This window comes from Pseudomonas sp. CFBP 8772 (genome assembly GCF_014841665.1).
In the GTDB taxonomy this organism is placed as follows: Bacteria; Pseudomonadota; Gammaproteobacteria; order Pseudomonadales; family Pseudomonadaceae; genus Aquipseudomonas; species Aquipseudomonas graminis_B.
On the sequence record NZ_JACYUI010000006.1, the window covers coordinates 266,194 to 292,433 of the forward strand.

19 protein-coding genes are annotated in these 26,240 nt (G+C 62.3%); 10 read left to right on the forward strand and 9 right to left on the reverse strand.

The annotated features are described in order from the left end of the window. Window positions 1–194: 194 nt before the first annotated feature. Both IFT99_RS14900 and IFT99_RS14905 read right to left on the reverse strand, forming a co-directional pair. On the reverse strand, window positions 195–1,001 hold the full coding sequence (locus IFT99_RS14900) for an AraC family transcriptional regulator (protein ID WP_192133198.1): 807 nt from the start codon (window positions 999–1,001) through the stop codon (window positions 195–197). A gap of 237 nt (window positions 1,002–1,238) precedes the next feature. After that, window positions 1,239–2,516, reverse strand: coding sequence for an acetyl-CoA C-acetyltransferase (locus tag IFT99_RS14905; protein ID WP_192133199.1), 1,278 nt, complete (start codon window positions 2,514–2,516; stop codon window positions 1,239–1,241). A gap of 117 nt (window positions 2,517–2,633) precedes the next feature. On the opposite strand from IFT99_RS14905, the gene IFT99_RS14910 reads away from it, so the two are divergent. The 6 genes from IFT99_RS14910 to IFT99_RS14935 all read left to right on the forward strand — a co-directional run bounded on the left by IFT99_RS14910 (window position 2,634) and on the right by IFT99_RS14935 (window position 7,499). Further along, a complete protein-coding gene (locus IFT99_RS14910) occupies window positions 2,634–4,001 on the forward strand; it encodes a 3-oxoacyl-ACP reductase (protein ID WP_192133201.1) in 1,368 nt (455 codons plus the stop codon). A gap of 85 nt (window positions 4,002–4,086) precedes the next feature. Next, window positions 4,087–4,944, forward strand: a complete 858-nt coding sequence (locus tag IFT99_RS14915; protein ID WP_192133204.1) for a MaoC/PaaZ C-terminal domain-containing protein — start codon at window positions 4,087–4,089, stop codon at window positions 4,942–4,944. Window positions 4,945–5,156: 212 nt separating this feature from the next. Further along, window positions 5,157–5,462 carry a MazG-like family protein gene (locus IFT99_RS14920; RefSeq protein ID WP_065987713.1) on the forward strand — a complete coding sequence of 102 codons (306 nt, stop codon included), beginning with the start codon at window positions 5,157–5,159 and terminating at the stop codon, window positions 5,460–5,462. Next, window positions 5,459–6,208 carry a methyltransferase domain-containing protein gene (locus IFT99_RS14925; RefSeq protein ID WP_192133206.1) on the forward strand — a complete coding sequence of 250 codons (750 nt, stop codon included), beginning with the start codon at window positions 5,459–5,461 and terminating at the stop codon, window positions 6,206–6,208. The genes IFT99_RS14920 and IFT99_RS14925 overlap by 4 nt, the downstream gene beginning before the upstream one ends. A 48-nt stretch (window positions 6,209–6,256) precedes the next feature. Next, window positions 6,257–6,886 carry a DUF4136 domain-containing protein gene (locus tag IFT99_RS14930; RefSeq protein ID WP_192133208.1) on the forward strand — a complete coding sequence of 210 codons (630 nt, stop codon included), beginning with the start codon at window positions 6,257–6,259 and terminating at the stop codon, window positions 6,884–6,886. A gap of 43 nt (window positions 6,887–6,929) precedes the next feature. After that, window positions 6,930–7,499 (forward strand): DUF4136 domain-containing protein, encoded by a 570-nt coding sequence (locus tag IFT99_RS14935; protein WP_065987716.1) that lies wholly within the window; start codon window positions 6,930–6,932, stop codon window positions 7,497–7,499. A 167-nt stretch (window positions 7,500–7,666) separates the two neighbouring features. Here the strand turns inward: IFT99_RS14935 and pbpC are convergent, their stop codons facing one another. Beyond that, entirely contained in the window at window positions 7,667–10,003 is a 2,337-nt protein-coding gene (pbpC, locus tag IFT99_RS14940; protein ID WP_192133210.1) for a peptidoglycan glycosyltransferase PbpC, read from the reverse strand. Between the two features lie 161 nt (window positions 10,004–10,164). On the opposite strand from pbpC, the gene IFT99_RS14945 reads away from it, so the two are divergent. Beyond that, entirely contained in the window at window positions 10,165–10,458 is a 294-nt protein-coding gene (locus IFT99_RS14945) for a hypothetical protein (protein WP_065987718.1), read from the forward strand. A 130-nt stretch (window positions 10,459–10,588) separates the two neighbouring features. Here the strand turns inward: IFT99_RS14945 and IFT99_RS14950 are convergent, their stop codons facing one another. Next, window positions 10,589–15,514: an alpha-2-macroglobulin family protein gene (locus IFT99_RS14950; RefSeq protein WP_192133212.1), complete on the reverse strand. Its 4,926-nt coding sequence runs from the start codon at window positions 15,512–15,514 to the stop codon at window positions 10,589–10,591. A gap of 139 nt (window positions 15,515–15,653) precedes the next feature. Between IFT99_RS14950 and IFT99_RS14955 the strand changes: the two genes are divergently transcribed. Continuing rightward, window positions 15,654–16,994 (forward strand): MATE family efflux transporter, encoded by a 1,341-nt coding sequence (locus tag IFT99_RS14955; RefSeq protein WP_192133214.1) that lies wholly within the window; start codon window positions 15,654–15,656, stop codon window positions 16,992–16,994. Here IFT99_RS14955 and IFT99_RS14960 read toward each other — a convergent pair. From IFT99_RS14960 to IFT99_RS14980, 5 genes are all read right to left on the reverse strand, one after another. After that, window positions 16,984–17,877, reverse strand: a complete 894-nt coding sequence (locus tag IFT99_RS14960) for an alpha/beta hydrolase (RefSeq protein ID WP_192133216.1) — start codon at window positions 17,875–17,877, stop codon at window positions 16,984–16,986. The two genes, IFT99_RS14955 and IFT99_RS14960, sit on opposite strands and share 11 nt — an antisense overlap. Window positions 17,878–17,967: 90 nt before the next feature. Then, on the reverse strand, window positions 17,968–19,881 hold the full coding sequence (gene speA / locus IFT99_RS14965; protein ID WP_065987722.1) for an arginine decarboxylase: 1,914 nt from the start codon (window positions 19,879–19,881) through the stop codon (window positions 17,968–17,970). 183 nt (window positions 19,882–20,064) lie between these two features. After that, window positions 20,065–20,436 (reverse strand): translation initiation factor Sui1, encoded by a 372-nt coding sequence (locus IFT99_RS14970; RefSeq protein WP_065987874.1) that lies wholly within the window; start codon window positions 20,434–20,436, stop codon window positions 20,065–20,067. Window positions 20,437–20,599: 163 nt separating this feature from the next. Further along, window positions 20,600–21,145, reverse strand: coding sequence for an NUDIX hydrolase (locus IFT99_RS14975; RefSeq protein WP_192133218.1), 546 nt, complete (start codon window positions 21,143–21,145; stop codon window positions 20,600–20,602). Between the two features lie 3 nt (window positions 21,146–21,148). Continuing rightward, window positions 21,149–22,240, reverse strand: a complete 1,092-nt coding sequence (locus tag IFT99_RS14980) for a DUF2333 family protein (protein ID WP_065987724.1) — start codon at window positions 22,238–22,240, stop codon at window positions 21,149–21,151. A gap of 397 nt (window positions 22,241–22,637) precedes the next feature. On the opposite strand from IFT99_RS14980, the gene IFT99_RS14985 reads away from it, so the two are divergent. Both IFT99_RS14985 and IFT99_RS14990 read left to right on the forward strand, forming a co-directional pair. After that, on the forward strand, window positions 22,638–24,302 hold the full coding sequence (locus IFT99_RS14985) for a response regulator (protein WP_192133220.1): 1,665 nt from the start codon (window positions 22,638–22,640) through the stop codon (window positions 24,300–24,302). A gap of 116 nt (window positions 24,303–24,418) precedes the next feature. Then, window positions 24,419–26,203: a protein-disulfide reductase DsbD gene (locus IFT99_RS14990; RefSeq protein ID WP_192133222.1), complete on the forward strand. Its 1,785-nt coding sequence runs from the start codon at window positions 24,419–24,421 to the stop codon at window positions 26,201–26,203. Window positions 26,204–26,240: the final 37 nt, after the last annotated feature.

Sequence of the window (26,240 nt, forward strand, 5' to 3'; positions counted from 1 at the left end):
GATGGATCAGATCGGATTTGGCACGCGGGGACATGGCACGCGCGGCACTCGGGGACAGATTAATTTACGGTGAAACGTTGTAAATAAATCAGTCCCCTTTCCACAGTAAATAAATCAGTCCCCTTTCCAGTGAGTCCCCTTTCCACGCCCCACCTCTTTCCACGCACAAGTCCCCTTTCCACTCCTACCTACTGTTATTGGCTGCGGAAGAGCTCTCCGGGGGTAAGCCCGAACAGGCTTTTGAATGCGGCGATAAATGCGGATGTCGAGTCGTAACCCGAGGCCAGCGCTGCGCTGGTCACGCTTGTGCCATCCTCCAGCGCTTTAAGTGAGGACAGCAATCGGGCGCGTTGTCGCCAGCCTCGAAAGCTCAGGCCGGTCTCCCGCTGGAACAGGCGCATGAGGGTTTTCTCGGACATGCTCAGTCGCGCTGCCCACTCGGTCAGGGTGATGAGCTGCTCAGGTTGTTCGATGAGTTCATTGCACAGACCGAGCAGGCGCGCATGCCTTGGCAGCGGCAGGGAAAACCCCACTTCGGGCAGACTTGCCAACTGATCGATCAGCACCTGCACCAGGCGCATCTCGCGGCTGTCGACCTGTGGGTATTCCGCCGGCAGCTGGCAGAACGCTTTGATCAGCTCCCTGGCCAGCGGCGTGACTTCCAGCACGCGACAGCGGTCCGGCGCCCACTCGCAATCCTCCCTGCGCACATAAAGACTGCGCATCTCGGCGCGGGTTGACGTGACCACTTCATGGTCGAGACCAGCCGGAATCCAAACGCCCCACTGCGGCGGAGCAAAGAAGCTGCCATGGGGGGTGTGAACGCCAAGTACGCCACTGATGGCGTAGGAAAACTGCACCCAGTCGTGGCTGTGAGTGGGGGTCCATGAGCCTTGGCTCAAACTTTCGGCTCGGGCGTAGAGCGCGCGCGGTAGCGCCTTGATCGCCGGGATTTGACGCTGAGTATCGAGGCTGCGTGAGGAGTGTTCGTCAGTTGCCATCGCTGGAGCCTGTTTGGGGGATGACAGCTGATGCAGAATCGGGCTGCCGCACTGGACTAAAAGGGGTATTGACTAAAGGGATTTTGACTAAAGGGGTCTGATTTATTTGATTTTGGTTCCCTTCAAACGGGGACAGATTAATTTACGGTGAAGCGCTGTAAATAAATCAGTCCCCTTTAAAGCACTGTAAATAAATCAGTCCCCTTTAAAAAAGTCCCTTAAACACACTTTAAAAAATCAGCTCTCGATGATAGCCGTAACGCCCTGACCACCGGCCGCGCAGATGGAGATCAATCCACGCCCTCCTCCTTTCTTGCTCAGCAACTTCGCCAGATTGGCGACAATGCGCCCACCGGTCGCAGCGAACGGATGTCCCGCCGCCAGCGAGCTGCCTTTCACATTGAGCTTGCGGCGATCAATCGATCCCAACGGCGCATCCAGGCCCAAACGGGTTTTGCAGTATTCGGGGTCTTCCCAGGCCTTCAACGTACACAGCACCTGCGCTGCGAAGGCTTCGTGAATCTCGTAATAATCGAAGTCCTGCAGCGTCAACCCGTTGCGTGCCAGCAGACGAGGGACGGCGTAGACCGGGGCCATCAGCAGGCCTTCGTGACCGCGCACGAAATCCACGGCGGCGGCCTCGCCATCCTGCCAGTAGGCCAGAATCGGCAAGCCCCGCTCACGCGCCCACGCTTCGCTGGCAAGCAGCACCAAGGACGCGCCATCAGTCAGTGGCGTCGAGTTGCCCGCTGTCAGCGTGCCTTTGGCGCTGGGCTCATAAGCAGGCTTGAGCGAGGCGAGTTTTTCCAGGCTGGCGTCGGCTCGCAGGTTGTTGTCGCGGGTCAGGCCGAGAAACGGCGTGAGCAGGTCGTCCTGCCAGCCTTCCGCATACGCAGCGGCCATTTTCTGATGGCTCTCCAGCGTCAGTTGGTCCTGCGCCTCGCGGGGGATGCCCCAGGTCTGCGCCATCAGCTCGCAGTGCTGGCCCATCGACAAACCGGTGCGGGGTTCGCCATTGCGCGGCAGTTCCGGCTTGAGGTTATGCAGGCGCAATTGCGTCAGCGCCTTGAGTTTGTCGGCCGTCGTCTTGCTGCGATTGACCTGCAACAGAATCTGCCGCAGGTCCTCGTTGACGCCGATGGGCGCGTCGGACGTGGTGTCGACGCCGCCGGCAATGCCGCACTCAATCTGACCGAGGGCGATCTTGTTCGCCACCAGCAGCGCCGCTTCGAGCCCGGTGCCGCAGGCTTGTTGAATATCGTAAGCCGGCGTTTGTGGCGACAGCCGCGAACCGAGCACACATTCACGGGTGAGGTTGAAATCACGGGAGTGCTTGAGGACGGCGCCGGCGGCGACTTCGCCCATGCGCAGGCCATGCAGATTAAAACGCTCGATCAGACCCTCCAGCACGGCGGTCAGCATGTCCTGATTGCTGGCGGTGGCATACGCGCCGTTGGAGCGAGCGAACGGAATGCGATTACCGCCGACAATGGCCACGCGTCGTGTCTGAATCATCTAAATCTCCCTGCCCTGAATGCGTCTATGGTTTGAGAAGCGCTGCCTGACAGCGTAGGACCTATTACCCGACCACGCGGTCCACTGATTTGAACCCAGACTCAAGGAGAGTGTTCCATGGCATCCGATCGCTACATTGACTTCGTCAACTCCGACCTCGGCCGCAAGCTGGTCGGCGCCGTCGGTTTGCCTGCGCCCGCACGTCTGGAGCGCTGGCAGGCGGGTCGGTTGCGTCCGGTTGAGGGCGCGATGTTGCTGAGCACGGGGCCATTGGCCGAGCGGGTCAGCGCCTTTGCGCCACGCCTGACCGACGTGTTGTTCAGTGCTGGCGGTGCAGTGACTGGCGAAAATACCGGCGCCCAACCCTGGACCGCCGAGCAGAGCGAGAAGATCAAGGCTGTGGTCTTCGACGCCAGCACGCTACTGCACACCTTTCAGCTGAATCAGTTGCGCGAATTCTTTCAGCCGATCTTGCGTCATCTGGATAACAGCGCCCACGTCGTCATTCTCGCGCGCTCGCCCGATGCCCAAACCGATCCGCTGGCGGCCAGCACGCAGCAGGCCATCGAAGGTTTCAGCCGCTCTCTGGCCAAGGAAATGCGCAACGGCGGCACGGTTCAGCTGCTGCAAGTAGAGGACGGCGCCGAAGATCAACTGGAAGGCGCGCTGCGGTTTTTCCTGTCGCCGAAGAGCGCGTTCATCTCCGGTCAGGTCATTCGCCTGAGTGCCTGCCATCAGCAGGTTCAGGACTGGACCCGCCCACTGGCCGGACGTAAAGCGCTGGTAACCGGCGCAGCCCGAGGCATCGGCGCGGCCATCGCGGAAACCCTCGCCCGTGACGGGGCCGAAGTCGTGTTGCTGGATGTGCCCCAAGCCAAATCCGATCTCGATGCGTTGGCGGCGCGTCTTGGCGGGCAGGCGCTGGTGCTGGACATCTGCGCACCGGACGCTGCCGCTCAGTTGATTGAACACCTCCCCGGCGGCCTGGATATCGTCGTGCACAACGCCGGCATCACCCGGGACAAGACGCTGGCCAATATGCCCGCGGACTGCTGGGACTCGGTGCTCGACGTCAACCTCAATGCTCCCCAGGTGCTGACCCAGGCGCTGATCGACAGCGGCGCACTGCGCGACAACGGCAGTGTGATTCTGCTGGCGTCGATCAGCGGACTGGCAGGCAACCGCGGCCAGACCAACTACACCACCAGCAAGGCCGGCCTGATCGGCTACGCACGGGCAATGGCGCCGACGCTTAAAGCGCGGGGCATCAGCATCAACGCCGTGGCGCCGGGTTTTATCGAAACCAGCATGACGGCGCACATGCCTTTTGCCCTGCGAGAGGCCGGTCGACGCATGAGCTCTTTGGGTCAGGGCGGTCAGCCGCAAGACGTGGCGGAAGCAGTGGCCTGGCTGGGTCAGCCGGGCTCCGGCGCAATGAGCGGCCAGGTGCTGCGCGTGTGCGGCCAAAGCGTGCTTGGCGCCTGAGTGAGTACCGACACGATCACCGTTTGAGCTCGCCCCGTCTGTCCGAGGCGTGCCTGATCTGCAGCATCACCACAGGAGAAGCTCGATGAGTGCGCACTGGCGGTATCTGGACACGCCCCCGGCCTTGCCCGGTTTGTTCATGCAAGCGGCGCTGCGGCGCAAGGTCAGCGGCACCCAATTGCCGGATCAGGGCCTGCGGTGCTGGATGTCGGTGGACCCGGACAAGGTCAAGGCGTTTGCCCAGGTCTGCCGGTTCGTGCCCGGCAGCCTGTTGCCGCCCACTTACCCCCACGTGCTGGCCTTCCCGCTGCAGATGAAGCTGCTTACCGACAAAGACTTCCCCTTCCCGCTCCTCGGGCTGGTCCACTTGCATAACCGGATCAGCATTCGTCGCCCGCTCGGCAGCGTGATCAAGGTGCAGGTCAGCGTACGCGCCGGCCATCTCAAGCCCCACGCAAAAGGCGCGACGTTCAGTCTGATCACCCAGATCGAGGATGCGCTGGGCCTGCTGTGGGAGGAAGAGAGCACGATGCTGTGCCGAGGCGTTCACGTGGATGGAGAGATCGAAGGCGATGACGAGCCCGCGCCACTGCCGATGACGGAACTGGCGACGTGGTCGGCGCCGTCGGACATCGGTCGCCAATACGCGAAGGTCAGTGGTGATTACAACCCGATTCACCTGAGTGACAGCAGCGCCAAACTGTTCGGTTTTCCCAAGGCGATTGCCCATGGGCTGTGGATAAAAAGCCGCTCGTTGGCAGCCCTTGAAGATCACCTGCCGGCCTCGAATGTGGAGATATCGGTGGCATTTCAAAAACCAGTGCGGCTGCCCAGCGGAGTGACGCTGTCTGCCAGCGCGGCAGGGTCCCATGGGCAGTTCAAGGTTGAGGGGGCGGAAGGGATCGTGCATGTGCTGGGGAATTGGCAGCCGGCTTCGGAGTGATGGCTGCGCCTCAATGCACGCTTACTTCGCGGTGTGGCATCTCACGCCTTCCTGGCTGAAGCCGGTCCCACTAAGCACGCCGACGGTAGGACCGGCTTCAGCCGGGAATCGGCGCACCGCCGTAGCGGGTATTGAACCTGCGTCCCGGCGCATCTCACCCCCTTGCGTCAATCGCTTATCCCCCTGAAGCTACGCACCTTCAGGAGACGCCCATGAACCTCGACGAACTCACCGAACGCCTGCATCGCATCCGCGATAACAACGACTGGCGGCAATTTCACAGCCCGAAAAACCTGGCCATGGCCGCCAGCGTGGAAATGGCTGAACTGGTGGAAATCTTCCAGTGGAAAACCGAAGATCAGTCCCGCCAACTGCCGGCTGATGAACTGGCCCACGCCGGGCAGGAAGTCGGGGACATCGTGCTTTACCTGCTGTTGTTGTGCAGCGAGTTGGGCCTGGACATGGATGAAGTCGTGCGCGCGAAACTGGCGGACGGCGAACGGCGGTTCAGCCAATGAGCGACCGTCATTTCGATCAACTGGCGACGCGCTTCGCTGAAAAAATCTACGGCGGCGCCAAGGGCGCGATCCGTCTAGCGGTGCTGCAAGCTGACCTCACCGAGAGCCTGCCGGATCGTCCGTTGCGCGTGCTGGACATTGGCGCGGGGCTTGGCCACATGTCGTTGTGGCTCGCCGAACGCGGCCATGACGTCACTTTGGCTGAGCCCGCCGCCCCCATGCTGGAGGGCGCCCGTCAGCGCTTCGCCGATGCCGGTCAGCGCGCCACGTTCATTCAAGCACCTTGGCAAGCCCTGCCCGATATTCTGACTGAGCGTTACGACCTGGTGATCTGCCATGCAGTGCTGGAATGGCTGGACGAGCCGTTCACGATTCTGCCGGTGCTGCATCAGTTGACCGAGCCCGACGGCTGGCTGTCACTGGCTTTTTACAACCGCGACGCACTGATTTACCGCAACCTGCTCAAGGGCCACTTCCGCAAGATGCGCAGGAACACCCTGGCCGGTGAAAAACAGAGCCTGACGCCCCAGGAGCCTGTTGATCCCCGCGAACTGGCGGCGCAACTTGGCTCCCTGTGGCGAGTCGAAACCCAGAGTGGCGTTCGGGTTTTTCACGATTACATGCCGGTCGAGTTTCAGGCCAAAGCTGATCTCGCGGACCTCTTGGAAATGGAGCTCGCACACCGTCGCCACCCGGCCTTCGCCGGACTCGGACGCTATCTGCACTGGATGTGCCGGGCTGTCTGACCCACGCTGGTTGATACACGCTGCTTAACACTCGCTGCGGAGACCCTCATGAAACGCCGTCTCGCTTTGCTTTCCCTCTGCATGGGCCTCGCCGCCTGCCAGAGCCCCAACCCTTATCGCGCCGTGTCTGCGGCCATTCCACCGGCGCCGCCTCAGGCCGCCAATGCGATCGACATGAGCGCATACCCTGCGGCGCCGCGTGATTACGGGCGCTATCGCAACTGGGCCTGGCTCAACGGCCAGCTGCCACCGGGCACCCTCTGGGCTGACTCTGCTCAACTGGCCGAAGCCGTCAGCAACGGGCTGGATCAACGCGGTCTGCGGCCTTCGCAGAACCCGCAGGCGGCAGACCTGCGCGTGGCCGCCGATGCCCATGCAGAGACCCGGATTCGGCAGGTGCGTGACGACTATTACGATCCGTACTACGGCGGTTCAGGTGTGGGCTATTACGGTGGCAATGGGTACCGCAACGGTTACGGCGGTTATGCCAGCGTGCCGATCGTGCGCACCTATCAAGAGCAGGTAGTTGTGGTGCGCATCAGTCTGTTCGATGCCCGCAGCGGTCAGCCGGTCTGGAGCGCGAGCGCCGAAACCGCCAGCGGCGGCGATCAGTCGACGCGCGCCAAAGCCCTGCGCCAGGCCGTACAACAAGCCCTGACGGCCTACCCGCCGTCCTGATTTCGCGCCCCATGGCGTTTTGTTTACACGCTGGAGAAATCCTATGTACCGCCGCATTGCTGTCCTTTGTGTCGCCCTGCTGCTCGGCGCCTGCCAGACTGATCGGGTCAACCGCGATTTCGACGCCCAGCGCGATTTCGGCGCCTACCGGTCCTGGGCGTGGAAGGAGCCCGGTTTGCAATATCAGCCCGACGATCCGCGGATCAAAAGTGACCTCACCGAGCAGCGCATTCGCCAGGCAGTCGGCGAGCAGCTTGAGCAGCGCGGCCTGCGCATGGCGGCGCCCGGCGTGAAAGCGGACGTTCAATTGCAGACGTGGCTGATCGTTGAGAACCGTCAGCAGACGGTCACCACCAACTACGGCGGCGGTGGCGGGTATTGGGGTAATCCATGGGGCGGCTACTGGGGCGGCCCGATCGGCACCGAGACGCGCAACATCGATTACAAAGTCTCGACGCTGCAGATCGACATGCTCGACGGCAAGGACGGCAAGCTGGTGTGGCGTGGCAGCACCGAACAGATGGTCAGTGACGGCAACGCCAACCCTGCTGCGCGCGAGCAGGCTTTACGCCAGACGGTGCAGAAAATCCTGCAGCAATACCCGCCCCATTGAGGGTGGATCCCAGTTCTCAGCCGGTGAGGCATGGTCCATGTGGGAGTGAGCTTGCTCACGAAGACGGCATTGCAACCGCCGAAGATTCAGCGGTTGTAGCACCCATTCGCGAGCAAGGTGGACCGCCACCCCGCTCGCGCCCACAAGAGTGGGGCGAACTCCAGGCCTCAATCCACCACACTGAATTCCACTCTGGCAGTCTGTCCGCTTTCATCCAGCACGCTCAGTTGATATCGCCCCATGCGTGTGAAGGTGTGGGTGTAGCTGTCCTGACTGGCGGTGTCGCCCACCGGCGTGCCGTCGATGAACCACCAGCGCCGGCCACTTCCGCCCAGCGCCGACAGCTTGAGGCGCAATAGCTGCTGACTGCCGGCCGGCAAGCGCAACTGATCGCCCTCTCGCACCCCCACTACCGACAACGGCGGCGCCAGGCTCAACCCTTGGGGCGGGCATGACGGGTCGATGTCCGGCAAACGTGCCTCGCGCCGCTCGCTCTTGGGCAGCCAGGGTTCGAGCGGCGCCGGCCAGAGGGCAATCTCTTTGGCCTGAGCCTGTGGACAACTTGCCGCGACGCGCAAGCCCTTGTCGTTCAGCCAGACTTTCTCCGTGAGCCCCAACCCCAACGGCTGATCGGTCGCCTGCATGGTCGGCGGCGTCGTGCCGTCGAGGGTCCAGGCGAAACGCTGGCGACGGCAGTTCGGGTCGCTTTTGCTCATCGGCTGCCCCAGCGGCCAGCAGATCGCTGCGACACCGACGTTGAGCGGCACCGGCAACACGGGCGGCAGGATGTTGCGCTGGGCGTCGCGGTTCACCAGCAGGTCGTGAACCTGCAGCATCAGCGGCGCTGCCGACGCCAGCCCAAACTGCCCCGGCACCGGGGTTCCGTCCGGGCGGCCGATCCACACGCCGATCAGAAACCTCGGCCCTACGCCAATCGACCACGCATCTCGAAAGCCGTAACTGGTGCCGGTTTTCCAGGCCAGTTGCGGGCGCTGCACAAGCTCGGCGTGGGGATCGAGGTCAGGCCGGGATTGGCCGCTGAGAATCCGCCGAATGATCCACGCCGCGCCGGGCGACATCATCGGTCGGTCACGCAGACGGTCATCGGGCTGCAAACGAATGTCCGCACTGCGTCCGCCCCGCGCAAACGCGCTGTAGCCACCGACCAGATCTTCCAGCCGACTGCCTGCACCGCCAAGGATCAACGCCAGATTGGGTTCGGCCAGAGGCGGCAGAGTCAACGGCACGCCGCCATTGCGCAATTCCGCCGCAAAGCGCTTGGGGCCGTAGGCTTCCAGCAACTGCACCGCTGGCAGATTGAGCGACATCGACAGCGCCGAGCTTGCCGCCACCGCACCGTTGAAGCCCGACGAAAAATTGCCGGGACGATAGTCGCCATAGCGCCTTGGCACGTCCTGCAGCAATGACTCGGAATGGATCAGCCCGGCGTCGATGGCCTTGCCGTAGAGAAAGGGTTTCAGCGTTGACCCAGGTGAGCGCAGCGCGCTGACCATGTCCACATGACCAAAGCGTTTGGCATCACCGATGTCCACCGAGCCTACGTACGCGCGCACGGCCATGTTCTGCGCTTCTACGACCAGAATCGCGGCGGACGTGCGCTCGGGCAGACGCGCGCGCCAGCCCAGTAGCAGGTCTTCGAGACGTCGCTGCAGACCGGCGTCAAGGGTGGTGCGGATCAGCGGCGGGCTGTTCGGGCGGTTCAGGCGCCGGGCGAGCAAAGGCGCCAGGCTGGGTTCCTGACGAGGCGCGAGCAGCAGCGGTTCTTCCAGCGCTTCATCAACCGCACCCTGGGGCCAGGTGCCGAACTCGGCCAGACGCCGTAACACCTTGTCCCGCGCGGCCTGGGCGCGTTGCGCGTGGCGATCCGGACGCAAGCGACTCGGCGCCTGGGGCAAGACCGCCAGCAGCGCCGCGTCGGCACGGGTCAGCTGCTGCGGGGACTTGCCCAGGTACGCCCAACTGGCGGCGGCGACGCCCTGCAAGGTGCCGCCAAACGGAGCGCGGTTCAGGTACAGCACCAGAATGTCCTGTTTGGACAGGTGCCATTCCAGCTGCGCGGTCCGCCACAGTTGTCGGAGTTTTCCCGCCAGCGTGCGCGAATGCGGGTCGAGCAAACGGGCGACCTGCATCGACAGCGTGCTGCCACCGGACACCACGTGGCCGCCAGCGAGGTTCTGCCAAGCGGCGCGCGCCAGTGCCATGGGATTTACGCCAGGGTGCTGATAGAACCAGCGATCTTCGTAGGTCAGCAGCGCTTCGAGGTAATAGGGCGACACCTGATCGACCGTCACCGGATAGCGCCAGACGCCATTGGCATCGGCGAACCGCCACAACGGCGTGCCGTCTTCGGCGAGCACCACGCGCGCCAGATCGTCCTTGGGCAAGGGCAGCGGCCAGATCCGATCGGCCAGCCAGAGCAGCAGGCACACCATGAGCAGGCTGCCGATGAGCCAGGCGAAAGCGCGGGCAAAGCGTCGCCCCATTCGCGAGCACGCTCGCTCGCACGATCCCGAGCGAGTCTGTCGTAGCAATAATCGGGTGATCTTCACAGAAAGCCTTTACCCGACAGGGAACTCGCCCGGACAATCGACGGCCAAAGCGAGCAATGCCGTTTTTGGTCCACGCCCCTCATCAGGAAGCAGATATGCAGGTAGAAAGCGTTTTCGAATGGCTCGGCCAAGTGATTGGCGCCGTGATCCGCTTCGTCGTCGACGGCTTAAGCTGGTTGTTCAACATGTTCACTCACGCGGGCGGCAATTTCGTTGACGGCCTGTCGCGCACGCTGGGCATGGACACTTCAATCGTCAGCATCGTCGCCCTGGTCATCGGGTTGATGCTGCTGTATTCAGCGATCCGCGCTTTCATGCGCGCCTCGATCATCATGGGGATCATCTGGCTGTTTCTAGGGTTGTGGCTGTTGAGCTGGATTATTCATTGATACGTCAGGAACCGGGGACAGATTAATTTACGGTGGAGCGTTGTAAATAAATCAGTCCCCTAGCGTCACCTGACGCAAAGCGTCAGTTAAGGCTGCTACCACGCAGCGCGTGGGAGCAATGACCGTCCTTCTACTTCTTGCCCTTCACCACCAACTGCGCCGGCGCTTCGCCCAGTGCCTGCCAGTTCGGCCGATACATCGACTCCACTTGCGGCGGCGGCACGCGGTACACGCCCGGCGTCACAGCCCGCGCCAGATACAGCAGGTGCACCGTGTTGAATTCCTTCAGATCCACCGCAGCCACATAACGATCGCCACGGAATTCCTGATGCTTCACGCCAGCGTTTTCCATCGATTTGCGCCACTGCTTCACAGACTCGCTGGCGTCTTCAAGACTGGCCGAACTCTGCGCCAGATTCTGGTTTTCGATCTCAAGACCGGCCGGCACTAAATCCACCACCAACGCATCCGGCACGCGCTCCCTGGCCTTGATCTCCAGATGCACCAAGACCAGTTCGCCGCTCTTCAAGCCATTGAGGTTCAGCGCCGCGCCGTCCATGCCCAGATAGTCACGGCTGATCGACAGGATCTCGCCACCGGCCGCAGGCGGCTGAGACGGATACCCGGAGAGGGTCATTTGCTGATACAGCGTGTCGCCACCGGTGTTCTGCACCGTCAACGGCGCGGCCAGCACTGAACTGTCGAGTTTGACGCCCGGCTGATCATTGCTCAGCGCGCGATTGTTGCTGCCGCTGGTCAAGGTCGCAGCCCATTTGCCTTCGGGCTTATCAAGGATCGCGCGACCGGCCAGGAACAGCGAATTGCGCTCCTGGGTCGACAGATAGCGGTTCGCCGCGACCTGATCGGACAGCGCAAACAGCCGTTCCTCGACCTTGTCTGTCGCCAGTTTGTTCTCCTCCAGCAGTGACAGAATCAATGCCTGATCACGCAACGGGCTGCCGTAATCGGCGAGCCAGTCGTTGGCCTTGCGACCGGCCGCCAGTCCTGCAAGCAAGGCCTGATCGGCACGGGGTTTGTCGCCCATTTTCTCCAGCGCGATGGACAACTGCACCAGCGGCAGGCCCGATCGCGCGTCGCTGCGGCGATCGAACAGACTGCGCAGCGCACCCAGCGGGGCCTGCTGACTGCGCGACAGCACCAGACCGGCGTAGGCCTGCACGGCGAAGCGGGTGTGTTCGGCGTCCTCGCTGTAATTCACCTCGATCTGATTGCGCTCCTGCAAGTAACGCAGCAGCCGCTCGTTGGCTTTCTTCAATGCATCCGGTGGCACGGCAAAGCCTTGGTCGCGAGCACGCAGCAGGAAGTCAGTGACGTACGCGGTCAGCCAGTATTCCTCCTCACCGTCCGCGGCCCACAGGCCGAAGCTGCCGTTGTAGCGCTGCATGCCGATCAGTCGCTCGATGCCCAGCTCGATCTTGGCCTTGCGCTTGGCATCGGGTTCGCCTTGCAGGCCCAGACGCTTGAGCGTCGCGGCGTCGGCGTAGAGCGACGGGTACAAACCGCTGGTGGTCTGCTCCAGGCAACCGTAGGGATAAGCTTTGAGCGCGCGAATCTGCTCACCGAGGTTCAGCGGCGGACGGCTCGACACCGACAGCAACGCCTCACGACCAGCGGGCTCGAACGCCTCAAGGGCGCCGTCTGGCAGGCTCCATGCTTGATCCTTTAGCACCGCGCGGTATTGCTTGAGCATCGCCGGGTACGCAGGCCGCACGCCGATGGTCCATTCGCGGCTGAACGCCGGCAGGCTCTCGCCCGGCAGGTCCAGGCCATTGACCGTGACCCGAATCACGCCCTGACCGAAGCCGCCCAACGCCTTGACCGGAATCTGCACCGTGGTGCGTTGCCCCTGATCCAGGCTGACGGCTTTCGCGCCGTCGCCGTCTGCAAGGCTCAACTGCCCTTCAGCAACCACTTGCACATTGAGCTTCTGCGCTTTGCCGGACAGGTTCGACAGGTCCAGCGCCACCTTGGTCTGGTCGCCACCCGCCAAGAATCGGGGTGCCGACAGCTCGGCAATCAGCGGCGCCGCTACCACGGTTTTGGCCTCGGCCATGCCGTAGCGCTCATCGGTCCAGGCCTGGGCCATGATCCGCAGCTCACCGTTGAAATCCGGGATGTCGACGCTGATTTCCGCGTCGCCCTGCTCGTTCAGGGTCACCGGCGCGCTTTGCAGGGCGACGATGGTGACACTGGTTTCCGGCCGCTTGCCGCCTTTGGCCAGCGCCGCGTCGCCGCCGAAGGCCAGGCTGGCGAGACGATTACGCCCGGCCTCGATCAGCTGCCCATAGATGTCCAGCTGATCGGCGCCGTACTCCTTGCGCCCGAACATCGCCGCGAACGGATCCGGCGTAGCGTATTCGGTGATATTCAGGATGCCCACGTCCACGGCCGCGATCAGCACATGCACGCTCTTCGGGATCGTCCCGTCGGCGTTCTTGGCGTTGACCTTCAGTTTGAGCGGCTGCTTGGGCCGCATTTTTTCGGGTGCGGTGACGGTCAGCGCCAGCTTGCGCTGCGAGCGATCCAGCGGCAGGTGCAGAACGCCCACGGCGCGTTTCGGCGTGACGTTGGCTTTGCGCTCACCCGGACGAATCACCAGCGCGCTGACGTAGAGGTCATGTCGCGCCCACTTCTTGTCCATCGGGATGTCGTAGGTTTTGCCCTCGGCGGGAACATCGATCTCTTGCCACCACAGCGGCCCTTCGCTCGATTCCACCAACAGATAACCCTTGCCCGCAGACGGCGGCGTGACAGTCACTTTCGCAGTGTCGCCGTCGGCGTAGGCCGGTTTGTCCAGCGCCAGCTTGACCTGATCGGGACGCACGGCGCCGCCTTCGGCGTTGTCCTGCCAGCGGTAACCGGCCCAGAAACGCACGCTGCTGATCAGGCCGGTGGACGGATCCTCGACTTCGACGCGGTACGGGCCCCACTCGACCGGGAAGCTGATTTTCGCCGTCGAATCCTTCTTCACGCTGAGGGTTTCTTCGGACAGGTTGAGAAACTTCTCGTTGAAGTGATAGCTCCAGCCATCGCTCTCGGAGTAATTCCAGTAGTAATCGCGGCGCTCGCGGACCAGCCGCACCTTGAGGTTGTCGGCGGCCAGTTTGTGGCCCTGGGCGTCGGCCATCAGCACTTCGAACTCGACCGGGCCGTCGCCATCAGTGGCTTCGCCGTCGAACAAACCGCGCAGCCCCGGCATTACCTCGGCGGGCCAGACCGGCTGGGTCAGTCGCCGCGTGATCGGGCGCCCACCCGACTCCTGCAAACTGGCCTGAAGCACCAGCTCCAGCGGTGAACGGGCCTTGGCCCACTGACTGTCGATACTCAGGTCGAGCTTGCCGTTGGCATCCAGTGTGCTGTCTTCGATTTCAAGGTCCTGCTTGAGATCCTCCTCGGTCACCGAGCCAAACTGATAACCCGGCAGACCGGGCACGGCTTCCCGCAGAGGACGCACATAGAGCTGGCCGTTCAGGCGATTGCCCGACGCTGGCGCGCCGTACAGGTATCGACCGGTGATGGCTACGTCGAACGGCGCATCGGGCGCCAGCGGGGTGTCGCTGCCCTTGAGTTCCAGCGCCATGCGCTCTGGCAGGAAATCTTCGACCTGGAATTCATACAGCTGCGGCTTGCCGTCACCCAGATCAAACACCAGTTGCCAGCGACCTGTGGGTGCTTCGTCCGACAGCTGCAATTGATATTGATAGAGCCCGGTGGCGTCAGCGTCCCACACGAACTTGCGACTGACCTGCTCATCCGGACGGCGCACTTCCACGGTGATCGGCTGCGGTTTCACACTCTTGCCGTCGCTGTCACGCAGCAAGCCATTGAGTAGCACCACTTCTCCCGGACGATAGAGGTCGCGCGGGCCGAAGATAAAGAATTGCAGCGGGTGGGCCTTGGGGCCGGTGATGTCGAATTCCGCCAGATCCAGCGCGGCGCTGTTCAGGCGCAGCATGCTGGTCTGCTCGCCCTGATGGGCCAGCAGCACTTGGGCTTTGGCCGGCAAAGGCAGTTCCGCGTGGCCAGCGTTGTCGGTTTTGCGCTGGCCGATCACACGGCCCTTCTCGTCATACAGCTCGACGTCAACGCCGCTCAGGGCTTTGCCGCCTTCCAGCGCCTGGGTGAACACGTCCAGGCGGTTGGCGTAACGGTGCGCCGACAGACCAATGTCGCTGAGGGTGAACAGCGTGGCTGGCTGCGTGTAGTTGTAGGTCCCGGAGGCACGCATCACGGCAAGATAAACGCCCGGCTGTTGCAGCGGTTTGAGGCCCGAGATCGGCAGCAGCACGGTCTCGCGGGTGTTGCGCGCAGGGTTCAGGTCGAAACGGCCGCTGTAGACCAGATCGGCCAGGGGCAGCAGTTCTTTGGATTGATAACTCCGAAGACTGGACGAGCCTTCCCACGAGCCAAGAAACGCAGGCAGCGACTCAGGCTTGATGCGGAAGAATTCGACGTCAACTTTATCGACGTTGAGGGCAATGACCGGCAGCCCCTCAGCGAGCCGGGTGGGCAGCAGACTACCGCGACTGGCGAAGCCCACGGTCGCTTGCAGATCAGCCGTTTCCAAGCGCGCGGAATACTCGGCCGCCAGGGTGTTGTTGTTCACCGCCACCAGGCCCGGATCGATGGTCAGCACCAGTTTGCGCTGGGGCTCGAGGTGACGAAGGCGCAGCTCCATGAGGTTGTCCGACAGCTCCCAGGCGCCATCGACCTTGCCGTCCTTGCTGTCGACCAGGTGCACTTTTTCAGCGAATTTCTGATCGGGGTTCAAGGGCACCGAGAAGCTCAACGACAGCGTGCTGGCGCCATCAAGCTGAACTTCGGAGACGTCCACCACCGTCAACTCGCGCCCTGCGTAACGCTTGCTCAGCGCGGGAATGTCCACCGCAGGCTTGGGCTTGGCATCGGTGGGGCCGGGTTGCGCAGCTGCTGCAGCCGGCGAAGCGGGGACAGGGGCGGGTTTGTCGGATGAAGAGGAATCGCAGGCACTGAGCAGTACCAGCGCGCAGGCCAGGAACAATCCTTTGTTTAGCATGAGGCACTCATTTGGACGGCAGCGATGAGGAAGCAGAAGTTATAGCACCGCTTTGGCAATCGTAAAGCGCGGCGCGCAGATAGACCGTGGGTTTGTGCTTTTGTTCTCGCTACACTCGCGCGCTTGCCCGGGAGCCTTCATGTCTAACTTCTTCAACGACTGGCGTCAGCGCGCCACGCATCAGCAGGTGTGGGCGCTGGCGGCGCCGATGATTCTGTCAAATATCTCCGTGCCGCTGGTTTCGCTGGTGGACAGCACGGTCATCGGCCATCTGCCCCACGCCCACCAGCTCGGCGCGGTGGCGGTCGGCGGCACGCTGTACAGCTTTCTCGCCTGGGCCATGGGGTTTCTGCGCATGGGCACGACCGGCTTCGCCGCCCAGGCCGCCGGGCGCAACGACGGCGCGGCGCTGCGCCAGGTGCTGTTGCAGGGTTTGCTGCTGGCGATGGGATTTTCTGTGCTACTGGGGCTGATCGGCCTGCCCTTCCAGCACCTGGCGCTGGAAATGATGCAGCCCTCCAATGATCTCAACGAGCTGACCCGCGACTTCTTCCATACCCGCTTGTTCGGCTTACCGGCCGCGCTGGCCAGTTACGCACTGGTGGGCTGGTTCCTCGGGCTGCAAAACGCCCGGGCGCCGCTGGCGATTCTGCTGACCACCAACCTGGTCAATATCGCGCTGAATCTGTGGTTCGTCATGGGCCTGGACTGGGGCGTGGTCGGCAGCGCACGTGCGTCGGTTATCGCCGAATGGACTGGCGCCCTCCTCGGTCTCGCCCTCACCCACAGAGGTCTGCGCGCGTATCCCGGACAGCTGGCGGTGTCCGCGCTCAAGCGCTGGCAGAGCTGGCGACCGCTGCTCACGGTCAATCGCGATATCTTCATTCGCAGCCTGATCCTGCAATCGGTGTTCTTCCTGATCACCGTGCAAGGCGCTCGACTGGGCGACGCCACCGTGGCAGCCAACGCGCTGCTGCTCAATGGGCTGTTGCTGATGGCCCACGCGCTGGACGGACTGGCCCACGCCGTTGAAGCCCTCTGCGGACACGCCATCGGCGCGCGGGATCGCGAGGCGCTGCGGCGCTCGTTGAACGTCTCCGGGGGTTGGTCGCTGATCTGCAGCGTCGCTTTTGTGGGGCTGTTTCTGCTGGGCGGGCACCTGTTCGTCGAGATGCAGACCGACATCACCGCAGTGCGTGACATCGCGTTCGTTTATCTGCCCTATCTCGCCGTGCTGCCCTTTGTCGCGGTCTGGAGCTATTTGCTCGACGGCCTGTTCATCGGCGCCACCCGTGCTCGCGAGATGCGCAACGCGATGATCGTCACTGCCTTGATCACCGCACCGTTCGCCTGGCTGGCAAGCGGGTTCGGCAACCACGGGCTGTGGCTGGTGTTCTTGCTGTTCATGGCATTGAGGGCGATGACGCTGGGGTATCTGGCGTTGAAGCTCAACCGCAGCGGCGCCTGGTTCAACGGCTGACCGAGACGCTGGAGACCTGCGCCTGATCCTGGGCGTGGATAAACGCTGCAACCTCCTCCAGCACCGGCGCCAGGCTGCGTAACGGGCGGGCAAGTGCACCCACCAGCGTGCGATGACTGGTGCGAGAGAAATACACCTCGCGCACTGACACGCCCTGAGCGCGCAACCGACTGGCCATGCCCCCCGTGTTGCGTTGCGGGTTTACTTCCGTGTCGTCCACGGAAGCGATCAGCAACGCCGGCGGTGACGCTGCGCTGACATGGTTGATCGGCTGGGAGTCCGGTGGCGAATTCGGGAAGTAAAAAACCGGCTTCACCTCCGCGTCTTCGATGGGCAGAAAATCATAGGGCCCGGCCAGACCGACCCAGCCCTTGATGATGGAAGGTGTGGTGCCCGCCGCCGCCAGCCATTGCGGATCCAGGGCCAGCATCGCCGCGTTGTAAGCCCCGGCACTGTGGCCCATCACATACAACTTCGCCGGATCCCCGCCGAACTGACGAATGTGATCGCGGGTCCAGACCACTGCCTGGGCGCTGTCCTGCAGCAGCTCCTGGTAATGCACTTGCGGGTACAACCGATAATCGGCAAGTACCGCAACGATGCCCCGGGACGCCAGCGCCTCACCGACGAAGGCGTAATCACCCCGCGATCCGCTGGTCCAGCTGCCGCCATAGAAGAACACGACGACCGGCGCGTCCGGCGCTGCATCTTTGGGCGTGTAGACGTCGAGTTTATTGCGCGGGTCCGGGCCGTACGCCAGATCGGACGTTCTGCTGAACGTGCTGCTCGGGGTAAACGCGTTGAGCACCTTCAACGGCGAGCAGGCCATCAGCAAGGTCATCAGCCAGGCGGCGAGCACTGCTTTGAGCGCCAGTTTGATCATCGTTCATGCTCCCGAAACAGTGAAGGACGCCTGACTGTGCAGACAACGAAAACGGGCCACAAGGGCCCGTTTTTGGGACTACCTACCTCATCACGACGACAGGTAGGACGACCGCGTCAGGCCCAGTCGCAAGGCATCCAGAAACTGAGTGCGCTCGCGCGGGGTGATCTTGGCGCTGGCCACTTTGTCCCGGTAATGGGTCATCAGTTCTTCCGGCGACAAGTGCACGTAACGCAGCATGTCTTCGATGGTGTCGTGGGTTTCGATCCCGGCTGAATAGGCACTGCCATCCTGGTTCTGATAGATGTTCACCGAATCGGTGTCACCGAACAGGTTGTGCATGTCGCCCAGAATTTCCTGATACGCACCGACCAGGAACACGCCCAGCAAGTAATCCTCACCCTCGTTCAACGAGTGAACCGGCAAGCTGGTCTCGATGCTCTGCTCGTCGACGTACTGATTGATCTTGCCGTCGGAGTCGCAGGTCAGGTCTTGCAGCACAGCGCGACGCAGCGGCTCCTCGTCCAGACGGTGCAGCGGAATGATCGGCAGCACCTGATCGATCGCCCAGGTATCCGGCAGGCTCTGGAACACCGAGAAGTTGCAGATGTACTTGTCGGCCAGCTTGTCGTTGAGTTCGTCGAGCACCTGACGATGGGAACGCTGACGGGCTTTCAGCGAGTTGTGCAAACGGCGGCACACTGCGAAATAGCACTGCTCGCCCAGAGCTTTCTGCGCCAGGGTGATCTTGCCGTCGGAGTACTGGGACGCGATGTCGCTCATGTAGTGCGTGGCGCGCCAGTAGGTCTCGGTGACCATTTCGATGTCGGTCGGGCCGAGCAAATCGATCAGCCACTGCAGGGTTTCCGGCAGGCTTTCCTTGTCGGTGATCTCCGGCACTTCGTCGTTGTGACGCTCGACGTCGGTCACCTGAATCACCAGCATGGCGTGGTGCGCAGTCAGCGAACGGCCGCTCTCCGAGAAGATGTGCGGATGCGGCAGGCCCTGCGCGTCGCAGAACTCCTTGAGCATCCCGACCACGACACCGGCGTAATCGTCCATGTCGTAGTTGATCGAACTGGCGTTGCGCGAATGCGTGCCGTCGTAGTCGACACCCAGACCGCCGCCCACGTCGATGTGATCGACCGGCAGGCCAAGGTTACGCAGCTCGCCGTAATAACGAATTGCTTCCTTGAAACCATGCTGGTAGTCGGCCAGGTTGGCGATCTGCGAGCCCATATGGAAGTGCAGCAAACGAATGCCCTGATCGAGCCCTGCCTTGGTGAAGCGCTCGACGACCGACAGCAATTGCGCGGCGGACAGCCCGAACTTGGACTTCTCGCCACCGGTGTCGGCCCATTTGCTGGAGGCCAGGGACGACAGGCGCACGCGCAAACCCACTTGCGGCGCGACCTTCAGCTCGGCGGCTTCTTCGATGACCAGTTCGACTTCGGATTCTTTCTCGATGACGATAAAGACGTTGTGGCCCAGTTTCTGCCCCATCAAAGCCAGACGAATGAACTCGCGATCCTTGTAGCCGTTGCAGACGATGGTGCCACCCTTCGGCGCCAAAGCCAGCACGGCCATTAGCTCAGGCTTGGAGCCGGCTTCGAGGCCTATGGAAACGTTTTGCGTGGCGATGATGTTTTCCACCACCGCTTCCTGCTGGTTGACCTTGATCGGGTATAGCGCGGTGTATTTGCTCTGGTATTCCAGGCGGGCGATGTTTTCGTCGAACGCACCGGTCAACTGACGCACGCGGTCCTGCAGGATGTCAGGGAAACGCACCAGCAGTGGCAGGGACAAGCCGCTTTTGCGCAGCTGATCGACCTGCTCGTAAAGATCGATGGGCGAGCTGGTCGGCCCGTTGGGGCGAACTTCAACGCGGCCGGCTTCATTGATTGCGAAATAACCGGCCCCCCAATGACGGATCCCGTAGACACTGCGGCTGTCTGCCACGGTCCATTGGCTGCCATCGTCTTTGCGTGTGCGTCGTACGGACATCAAAGTCCCCTATAGAAAAGTCATAAAGCCCCGGCCTGACCGGCTGGGCGCAGTGTAGAGCGTGGAAATGACGGTTTGGCGCCTGCTCACCTGTGGGGCAATAGACCCGCATTGCGTAGCAGAGTTTGCATGGATGACTGCGGCCAGACCGACGACAAAATCAACGGGCTCGAAACAGACGGCTCAACCGCCCGACTTCTTCGCCTTGAAACCCTGTTTGACCAGCTCGGCCAACAGCGTGTCGACGTGGTCACCCTGGATCTCGATCACGCCATCCTTCAGCGCGCCGCCGGTTCCACACCGTTGCTTGAGGGTCTTTGCCAGGTCCTTGAGTGCGTCCTCGGCCAGCGGAACGCCGGTGACGGTCGTGACGGTCTTGCCGCCGCGGCCTTTACTTTCACGGCGCACACGGGCGATGCCATCACCTTCCGGGATGAGCGTGCTTTTGCAGGTGCAGGCATCGACAGGCTGACGGCAGTCGGGACAATGCCGACCGGCATCGGTTGAAAATACCAGGCCACCGAGGGCGGCGAAGGATGCGGCTTTTTTGGCCACCGGCAATCCTCTTGTTGAGGAGCGAAGTCTGGCCGACGGGAGCCGACCGCGAAGCCCCACTCAGGCAGGGGCAGCGCTACCGGATCGCGAGGGCGGTCCGGCGTGAAAAGTCGCGCAGTGTAACGGCAAAAGGCGCCGATGCTAAGTGCAAATATGCGCCAATTTACGGGACATTTGCGACGCCTTCCAAATAGCGCTTCAACGCGGCCAACGAGTCCGGGCAGTAAGGCTTTTCAGTGGTTTCGCGCAGTACTTGATCAATGCTGAGAAAGCGCGCTTCCAGCACTTCTTCCGGCTGCAGCTTCAATGGCCCGTCCCAGATCGCCGAGAACACGGCGCACCACAGGCGGTTATCCGGCTGATCGAAGAAGAACCGCTCGTGAGCCGCAAGCGCCACGCCGGAAACGCCCAGTTCTTCCTCCAGTTCGCGCGCCGCCGAGAGCTCGTAGCTTTCATCGGCCTGCACCATACCGCCCGCCGCCACATCCCAGTAGCCGGGATAAATGGCCTTGCTCAGCGTGCGTCGGTGCACACACAGCTCGCCAGCCGAATTGAACAGAAGGATATAGGTGCCGCGCCCGATGAGCCCGCGGTCACGCAGATCTGCCCTGGGTAAAGAACCGAGGGGTTGGTCATGACGATCAACCCAGGCAATCAACTCGGCATCGGAGGCCGCACGGTGGGCGGCCTCTTGATCGGAAACACTCATCGATCAGCCTTGGGACAGCAGCTGACGCAGGTCAATCACCGCCGCGTTGGCACGCGACAGGTAGTTGGCCATGACCAGCGAGTGGTTGGCGAAAATGCCGAACGGGCTGCCGTTGAGGATCATCGGGCTCCAGATCGGCTCTTGCGAGGCTTCCAGCTCACGAATGATCTGACGCACGCTGACGGTCGCGTTCTTCTTCGCCAGAACATCGGCGAAATCGACCTCGATCGCGCGCAGCAGATGCGACAGCGCCCAGGCCTGACCGCGTGCTTCGTAGAAGACGTTATCGATCTGCATCCATGGGGTTTCAACGATTTCTTCGTCAACCTGCGGCACTTCGCCCGGCTTGACCGTAACCGTGGATTGCGCCTCGGTTTTCAGGGTGCTGTTCAGTTTGACCCGACCCACACTGGCGGACAACCGCTGGGACAGAGAACCCAGTCGCGTGCCGACGTCGCCCAGCCAGTTATTCAAATTGTCGGCGCGGGTGTAGAACAGAGCGCCCTTTTGATTCGGGTCAGACAGGCGCGCCTGATAGCGGCTCAGCGCAGCGATACCGTCACGGTATTGAGACTCGCTCGAAGGCAGCACCCAGCTTTTGTTGTCGAAGTTGAACAACGGCTCGGCACGTGCCAGGTCGCCATCTTCGGCGGACTGTGACTGCGAGCGGGCGAAGTCTTTACGCAGGGCACGGCTCAGGTCGCGCACTTGGACCAGTACGCCATATTCCCAGCTCGGCATGTTGTCCATCCACAGGCCGGGCGGCGAGCGATCGTTGGAAATGTAACCGCCCGGCTTGTCCAGCAGAGTGGAGGCGACGGTTTTGAGGGTTTCGACGGTGGTGTAGCCCAGCACCATCTGCTTGCCTTCGCTTTGCGCGGCGGCCTGGGCTTGCTGCTGGACCGGAAACAGGGGCGGTTCGCTGCTCCACCAGATGCCGAGCACCACAGTGACCACCAGGTAGATACCCACCACGGCCCCGACGGCGCGACTGAACAACAGGCCGCCCCAATAACCGCGAGGCGCCTTGCCCATCGGTTTCTCGTCAACGCGTTCAGTTCCCGCGCTGCCCGAGCGCTTCTTCCAATCCAGCATGGCCTTGTCCTTTCAATCACGGAATTCAGTGCTTCTGACCGCAACCTTACAGCAAGGTGCGTTTGGCAGGAATGTGATGGCAGGTGCAATTGTTGAGCAACTGAGTCGAGCGCCTTCCCGGCCGGCTTTAGCCGGGAGGAGGCGGATGCTGAGGCCATCAGGGTCACGCTTTATGGCACCTCATCCATTCTCTTACCGACCGCAACCACGGGTGATCTGCATGTCCCGAATCTAACCAACTGGTCCGTACACTCAAACGGGTTAAAAGCTGGAAATTTGACGGATAAAATCGTCAAAAATCACGAGAAAATGACTTGCGGCATCCTTAGCCGCAGAAAGTAGTGCTAGCATAGCGCCACCACTTATATCGGGGTTTCCCCTATAAAGAAGTCAGGACATGACCGAAGCAGAAGATCCGAGCCGCGACCGGCTCAGACACCACTTTGCCCAGCGCGTTATCCATCAGGCCCGTCAGATCCTTGAGGTGTGGCAGCGCCTGCAGCAAAGTGAATGGTCGGCAACGGACATGGCTGAACTCACCGAGGCCAACGAGCGGCTGCTGCGGTTTGCCGAACGCTTCGAGCAGGCCGAACACGTGCAACTCGCCACCGCGATTAACCTGGCATTGCTCGACGTCGAGGCCAATCGCGGTCGATTGAGCAGCGCCCTGATTACTGACCTCAACCGTCTGATGCAACGCTTGTCCCACACCGGCCTCAGGCACGGCGACCGTCTTGAGCAAACCGCTCTGCCGCCCCTGCGCAAACCGATTTACATTGTGCTGGAGGACCATGAACGCGGCGAGCGTCTGGCCAAGCAACTGGAGTTCTTCGGTCTGAGCGCGCAGTCCCTCGCAAGCGTCGACACCTTCCACATGACGATGGCCGAACGCTTGCCTGCCGCTGTCGTCATGGACGTCGACTTCGGTGGCGCAGGCCAGGGCCTGAAGCTCGCCACCCAGATGCAGGAAGGACTCGAGCAAAAACTCCCGCTGCTGTTTTTCAGCCATCACGAGACGGACACGCCCACGCGCCTCGCCGCCGTGCGCGCCGGTGGAGAGGAATTCCTGACCGGCACGCTCGAAGCGTCAAGCTTGCTGGAGAAGATCGAAATCCTGACACGAGTTGCACAGTACGAACCCTACAAGGTGCTGATCATCGACGATTCGCGCGCACAGGCGAAGCACACCGAACGCTTGCTGAACGGGGCCGGAATCGTCACCCGTACCCTGCTCGACCCCATCAAGACCATGGCTGAGCTGGCCGAATTTCAGCCTGACCTGATCATCCTCGACATGTACATGCCCGGCTGCACCGGCACCGAGCTGGCCAAAGTGATCCGCCACAATGATCGCTACGTCAGCGTCCCGATCATCTACCTCTCGGCTGAAGACGATCTGGATAAACAGCTGGACGCGATGAGCGAAGGCGGCGATGACTTTCTCACCAAACCCATCAAGCCTCGCCACCTGATCACCACCGTGCGCAATCGCGCGGCACGGGCGCGCAACCTCAAGGCGCGCATGATCCGCGACAGCCTGACCGGCCTGTATAACCACACGCACATCCTGCAATTGCTCGAAGATTGCAGCTTCCGCTCGCGACGAGAGAACAAGCCGCTGAGCTTCGCGATGCTGGACATCGACCATTTCAAGAAGGTCAACGACAGCCACGGCCACCCCATGGGCGACCGCGTGATCAAAAGCCTGGCGCTGTTCCTCAAGCAAAGACTGCGCAAGACCGACTACATCGGTCGCTATGGCGGTGAGGAGTTCGCCGTGGTCATGCCGGACACTGATCTCGCAGCGGCCCACGGCGTGCTAGACGAAATTCGCCAGCGCTTCGCCGAAATCCATTACCCCGCGGAGCCTGTGGACCTGTTCTGCACCTTCAGCGCCGGGGTGGTAGAGATCACCGAGGACGACGACGCGCTGATGATGGCCTCGCAAGCAGACGAAGCGCTGTACCGCGCAAAAAAGGCAGGCCGCAACCAAGTGCACGGGCTAGAAGTACATGCAGCAGTGTCGCCCCACAGCAAACACACCCAGCCGGACATCGTTTGACAGGTTGCGTCCTGCATCATTTTCAGACCGAAGTTCAGACCGAAGAACTCTAGCCCTCCCTGCACGCCCGCAGCCACTCCGCTATCATGCGCGGACTTCTGTGATGCGAGACCGCCATGCGCCGCCTGCTTTGTCTGTTACTGCTGATCTGTGCCCTGCCCGCCGTCGGCGCGAGCTTTCTGGAGAACAGATCGAGCACCACACTGGGCGGCGCAGCTGTCGACAACAGCAAGGATTTTCTGCCGGTGCGTCAGGCGTTTCAGTTGAACCTGAGCGACACCAGCCCAGAGTCCGTCAAGCTGCAGTTCGTCGCCACTGAAGGCTATTACCTCTATCGCCATCGCTTTCAGTTCCGCACCGAGCCCGCCGACATCGGCCTCGGCGCCGCGCAACTGCCAGACGGCGAAAAGAAGCACGATGAGTACTTTGGCGACGTTGAGGTCTATCACGGCATCCTCGACGTCACCCTGCCGCGCAAAACCGGAGACACGCGGCCCTTCACCCTTGTTGTCACCTATCAGGGCTGCGCGGACAAGGGCCTTTGCTACCCTCCGGAAACCGAGCGACTGAGCATCGGCGGCGCTGGCCCTGCAGCGTCCGATACCCCCCTTGCCGGGAATGTCACCCACGCCGAGTTCAGCTGGAAACAACTGGCGCTGTTTTTCCTCGCCGGCGTCGGCCTGACGTTCACGCCGTGCGTATTGCCGATGCTGCCGATCCTCTCCGGCGTGGTCCTGCGCGGGCAGATCGGCGGGTTGCGCGGGTTCTCTTTGGCCTTGGCCTACGTGCTGCCGATGGCGCTCTGCTTCGCGATCCTTGGCGCAGTGATGGGCATGTTCGGCGCCAGCCTCAATCTGCAGGCGCGATTGCAATCGGCGTGGGTGCTCGTGCCGTTCGCCGGTTTTTTCGCGCTGTTCGCCGTGGCCATGTTCGGTGCGTTCGAGCTGCGCCTGCCCCGCGCGCTCAATGACCGACTGGACCGCATCGCCGGCAATACCCAGGTCGGGTCTTTGTGGGGCGCGGCGGTTCTGGGCGTGGTTTCAAGCCTGCTGGTCTCGCCCTGTGTCTCGGCACCACTGGCCGGCGCGCTGCTTTATATAAGCGCCAGCGGCGATGCCCTGGGCGGGGCCTTGAAGCTGTTGGCTCTGGGCCTGGGCATGGGCGCGCCGCTGGTGCTGGTGGCGACGGGCGGGGCGGCGTGGCTGCCTAAAAGCGGGCCGTGGCTGGTGGCGGTCAAAAATGCCATCGGCGTGCTGTTGCTGGCCCTGGCCATCGGCTTGCTGAGCCGGGTGATTCCGGGGCAAGCCACGTTGCTGTTGATCGGGCTGCTGTGGGCCGGCGTCGCGATCTTTATGGGTGCGCTGGAGTTCGGCGAAAAGACCACGCGGGGCCGCCTCGCTCAATTGCTTGGCTTGTTCTTGCTGGTTTACGCCCTTGCCTGCTGGTACGGCGCTTTCAGCGGGCAGACCGATCCGCTGCGTCCGCTGGGTCAATCCCGGCTCGATTCGGGCCCTGCCCAACCGGCCACGGAAAGCCGCTGGCAGACCGTGACCCAGGCCAGCGAGCTGGACCGGATCCTTGAAGCGTCCAAAAGCGCCGGCCAACCCGTGCTGGTCGACTGGTACGCCGACTGGTGCATCAGCTGCAAGGTTATCGAGCACGAGGTACTGCCAGATCCAAAAGTCGTCAGCCAACTGGGGGCCTTCAAGCTGATCCGCTTTGACATGACGGACAGTAATGCCGAGCAACGCGCATTGCTCGATCGCTACAAACTGTTTGGCCCTCCCGCGCTGCTGTTTTTCGGAAAAAACGGCAACGAGCTGGAAAACGCACGCGTCGTCGGCGAAATCGACGTCGAAGCGTTCTCAGAGCGGCTTTCTAGAGCAAATGACCAAATCTAGCGCCATGGTCACAAACTTCGCGCGAACATCGGGCATC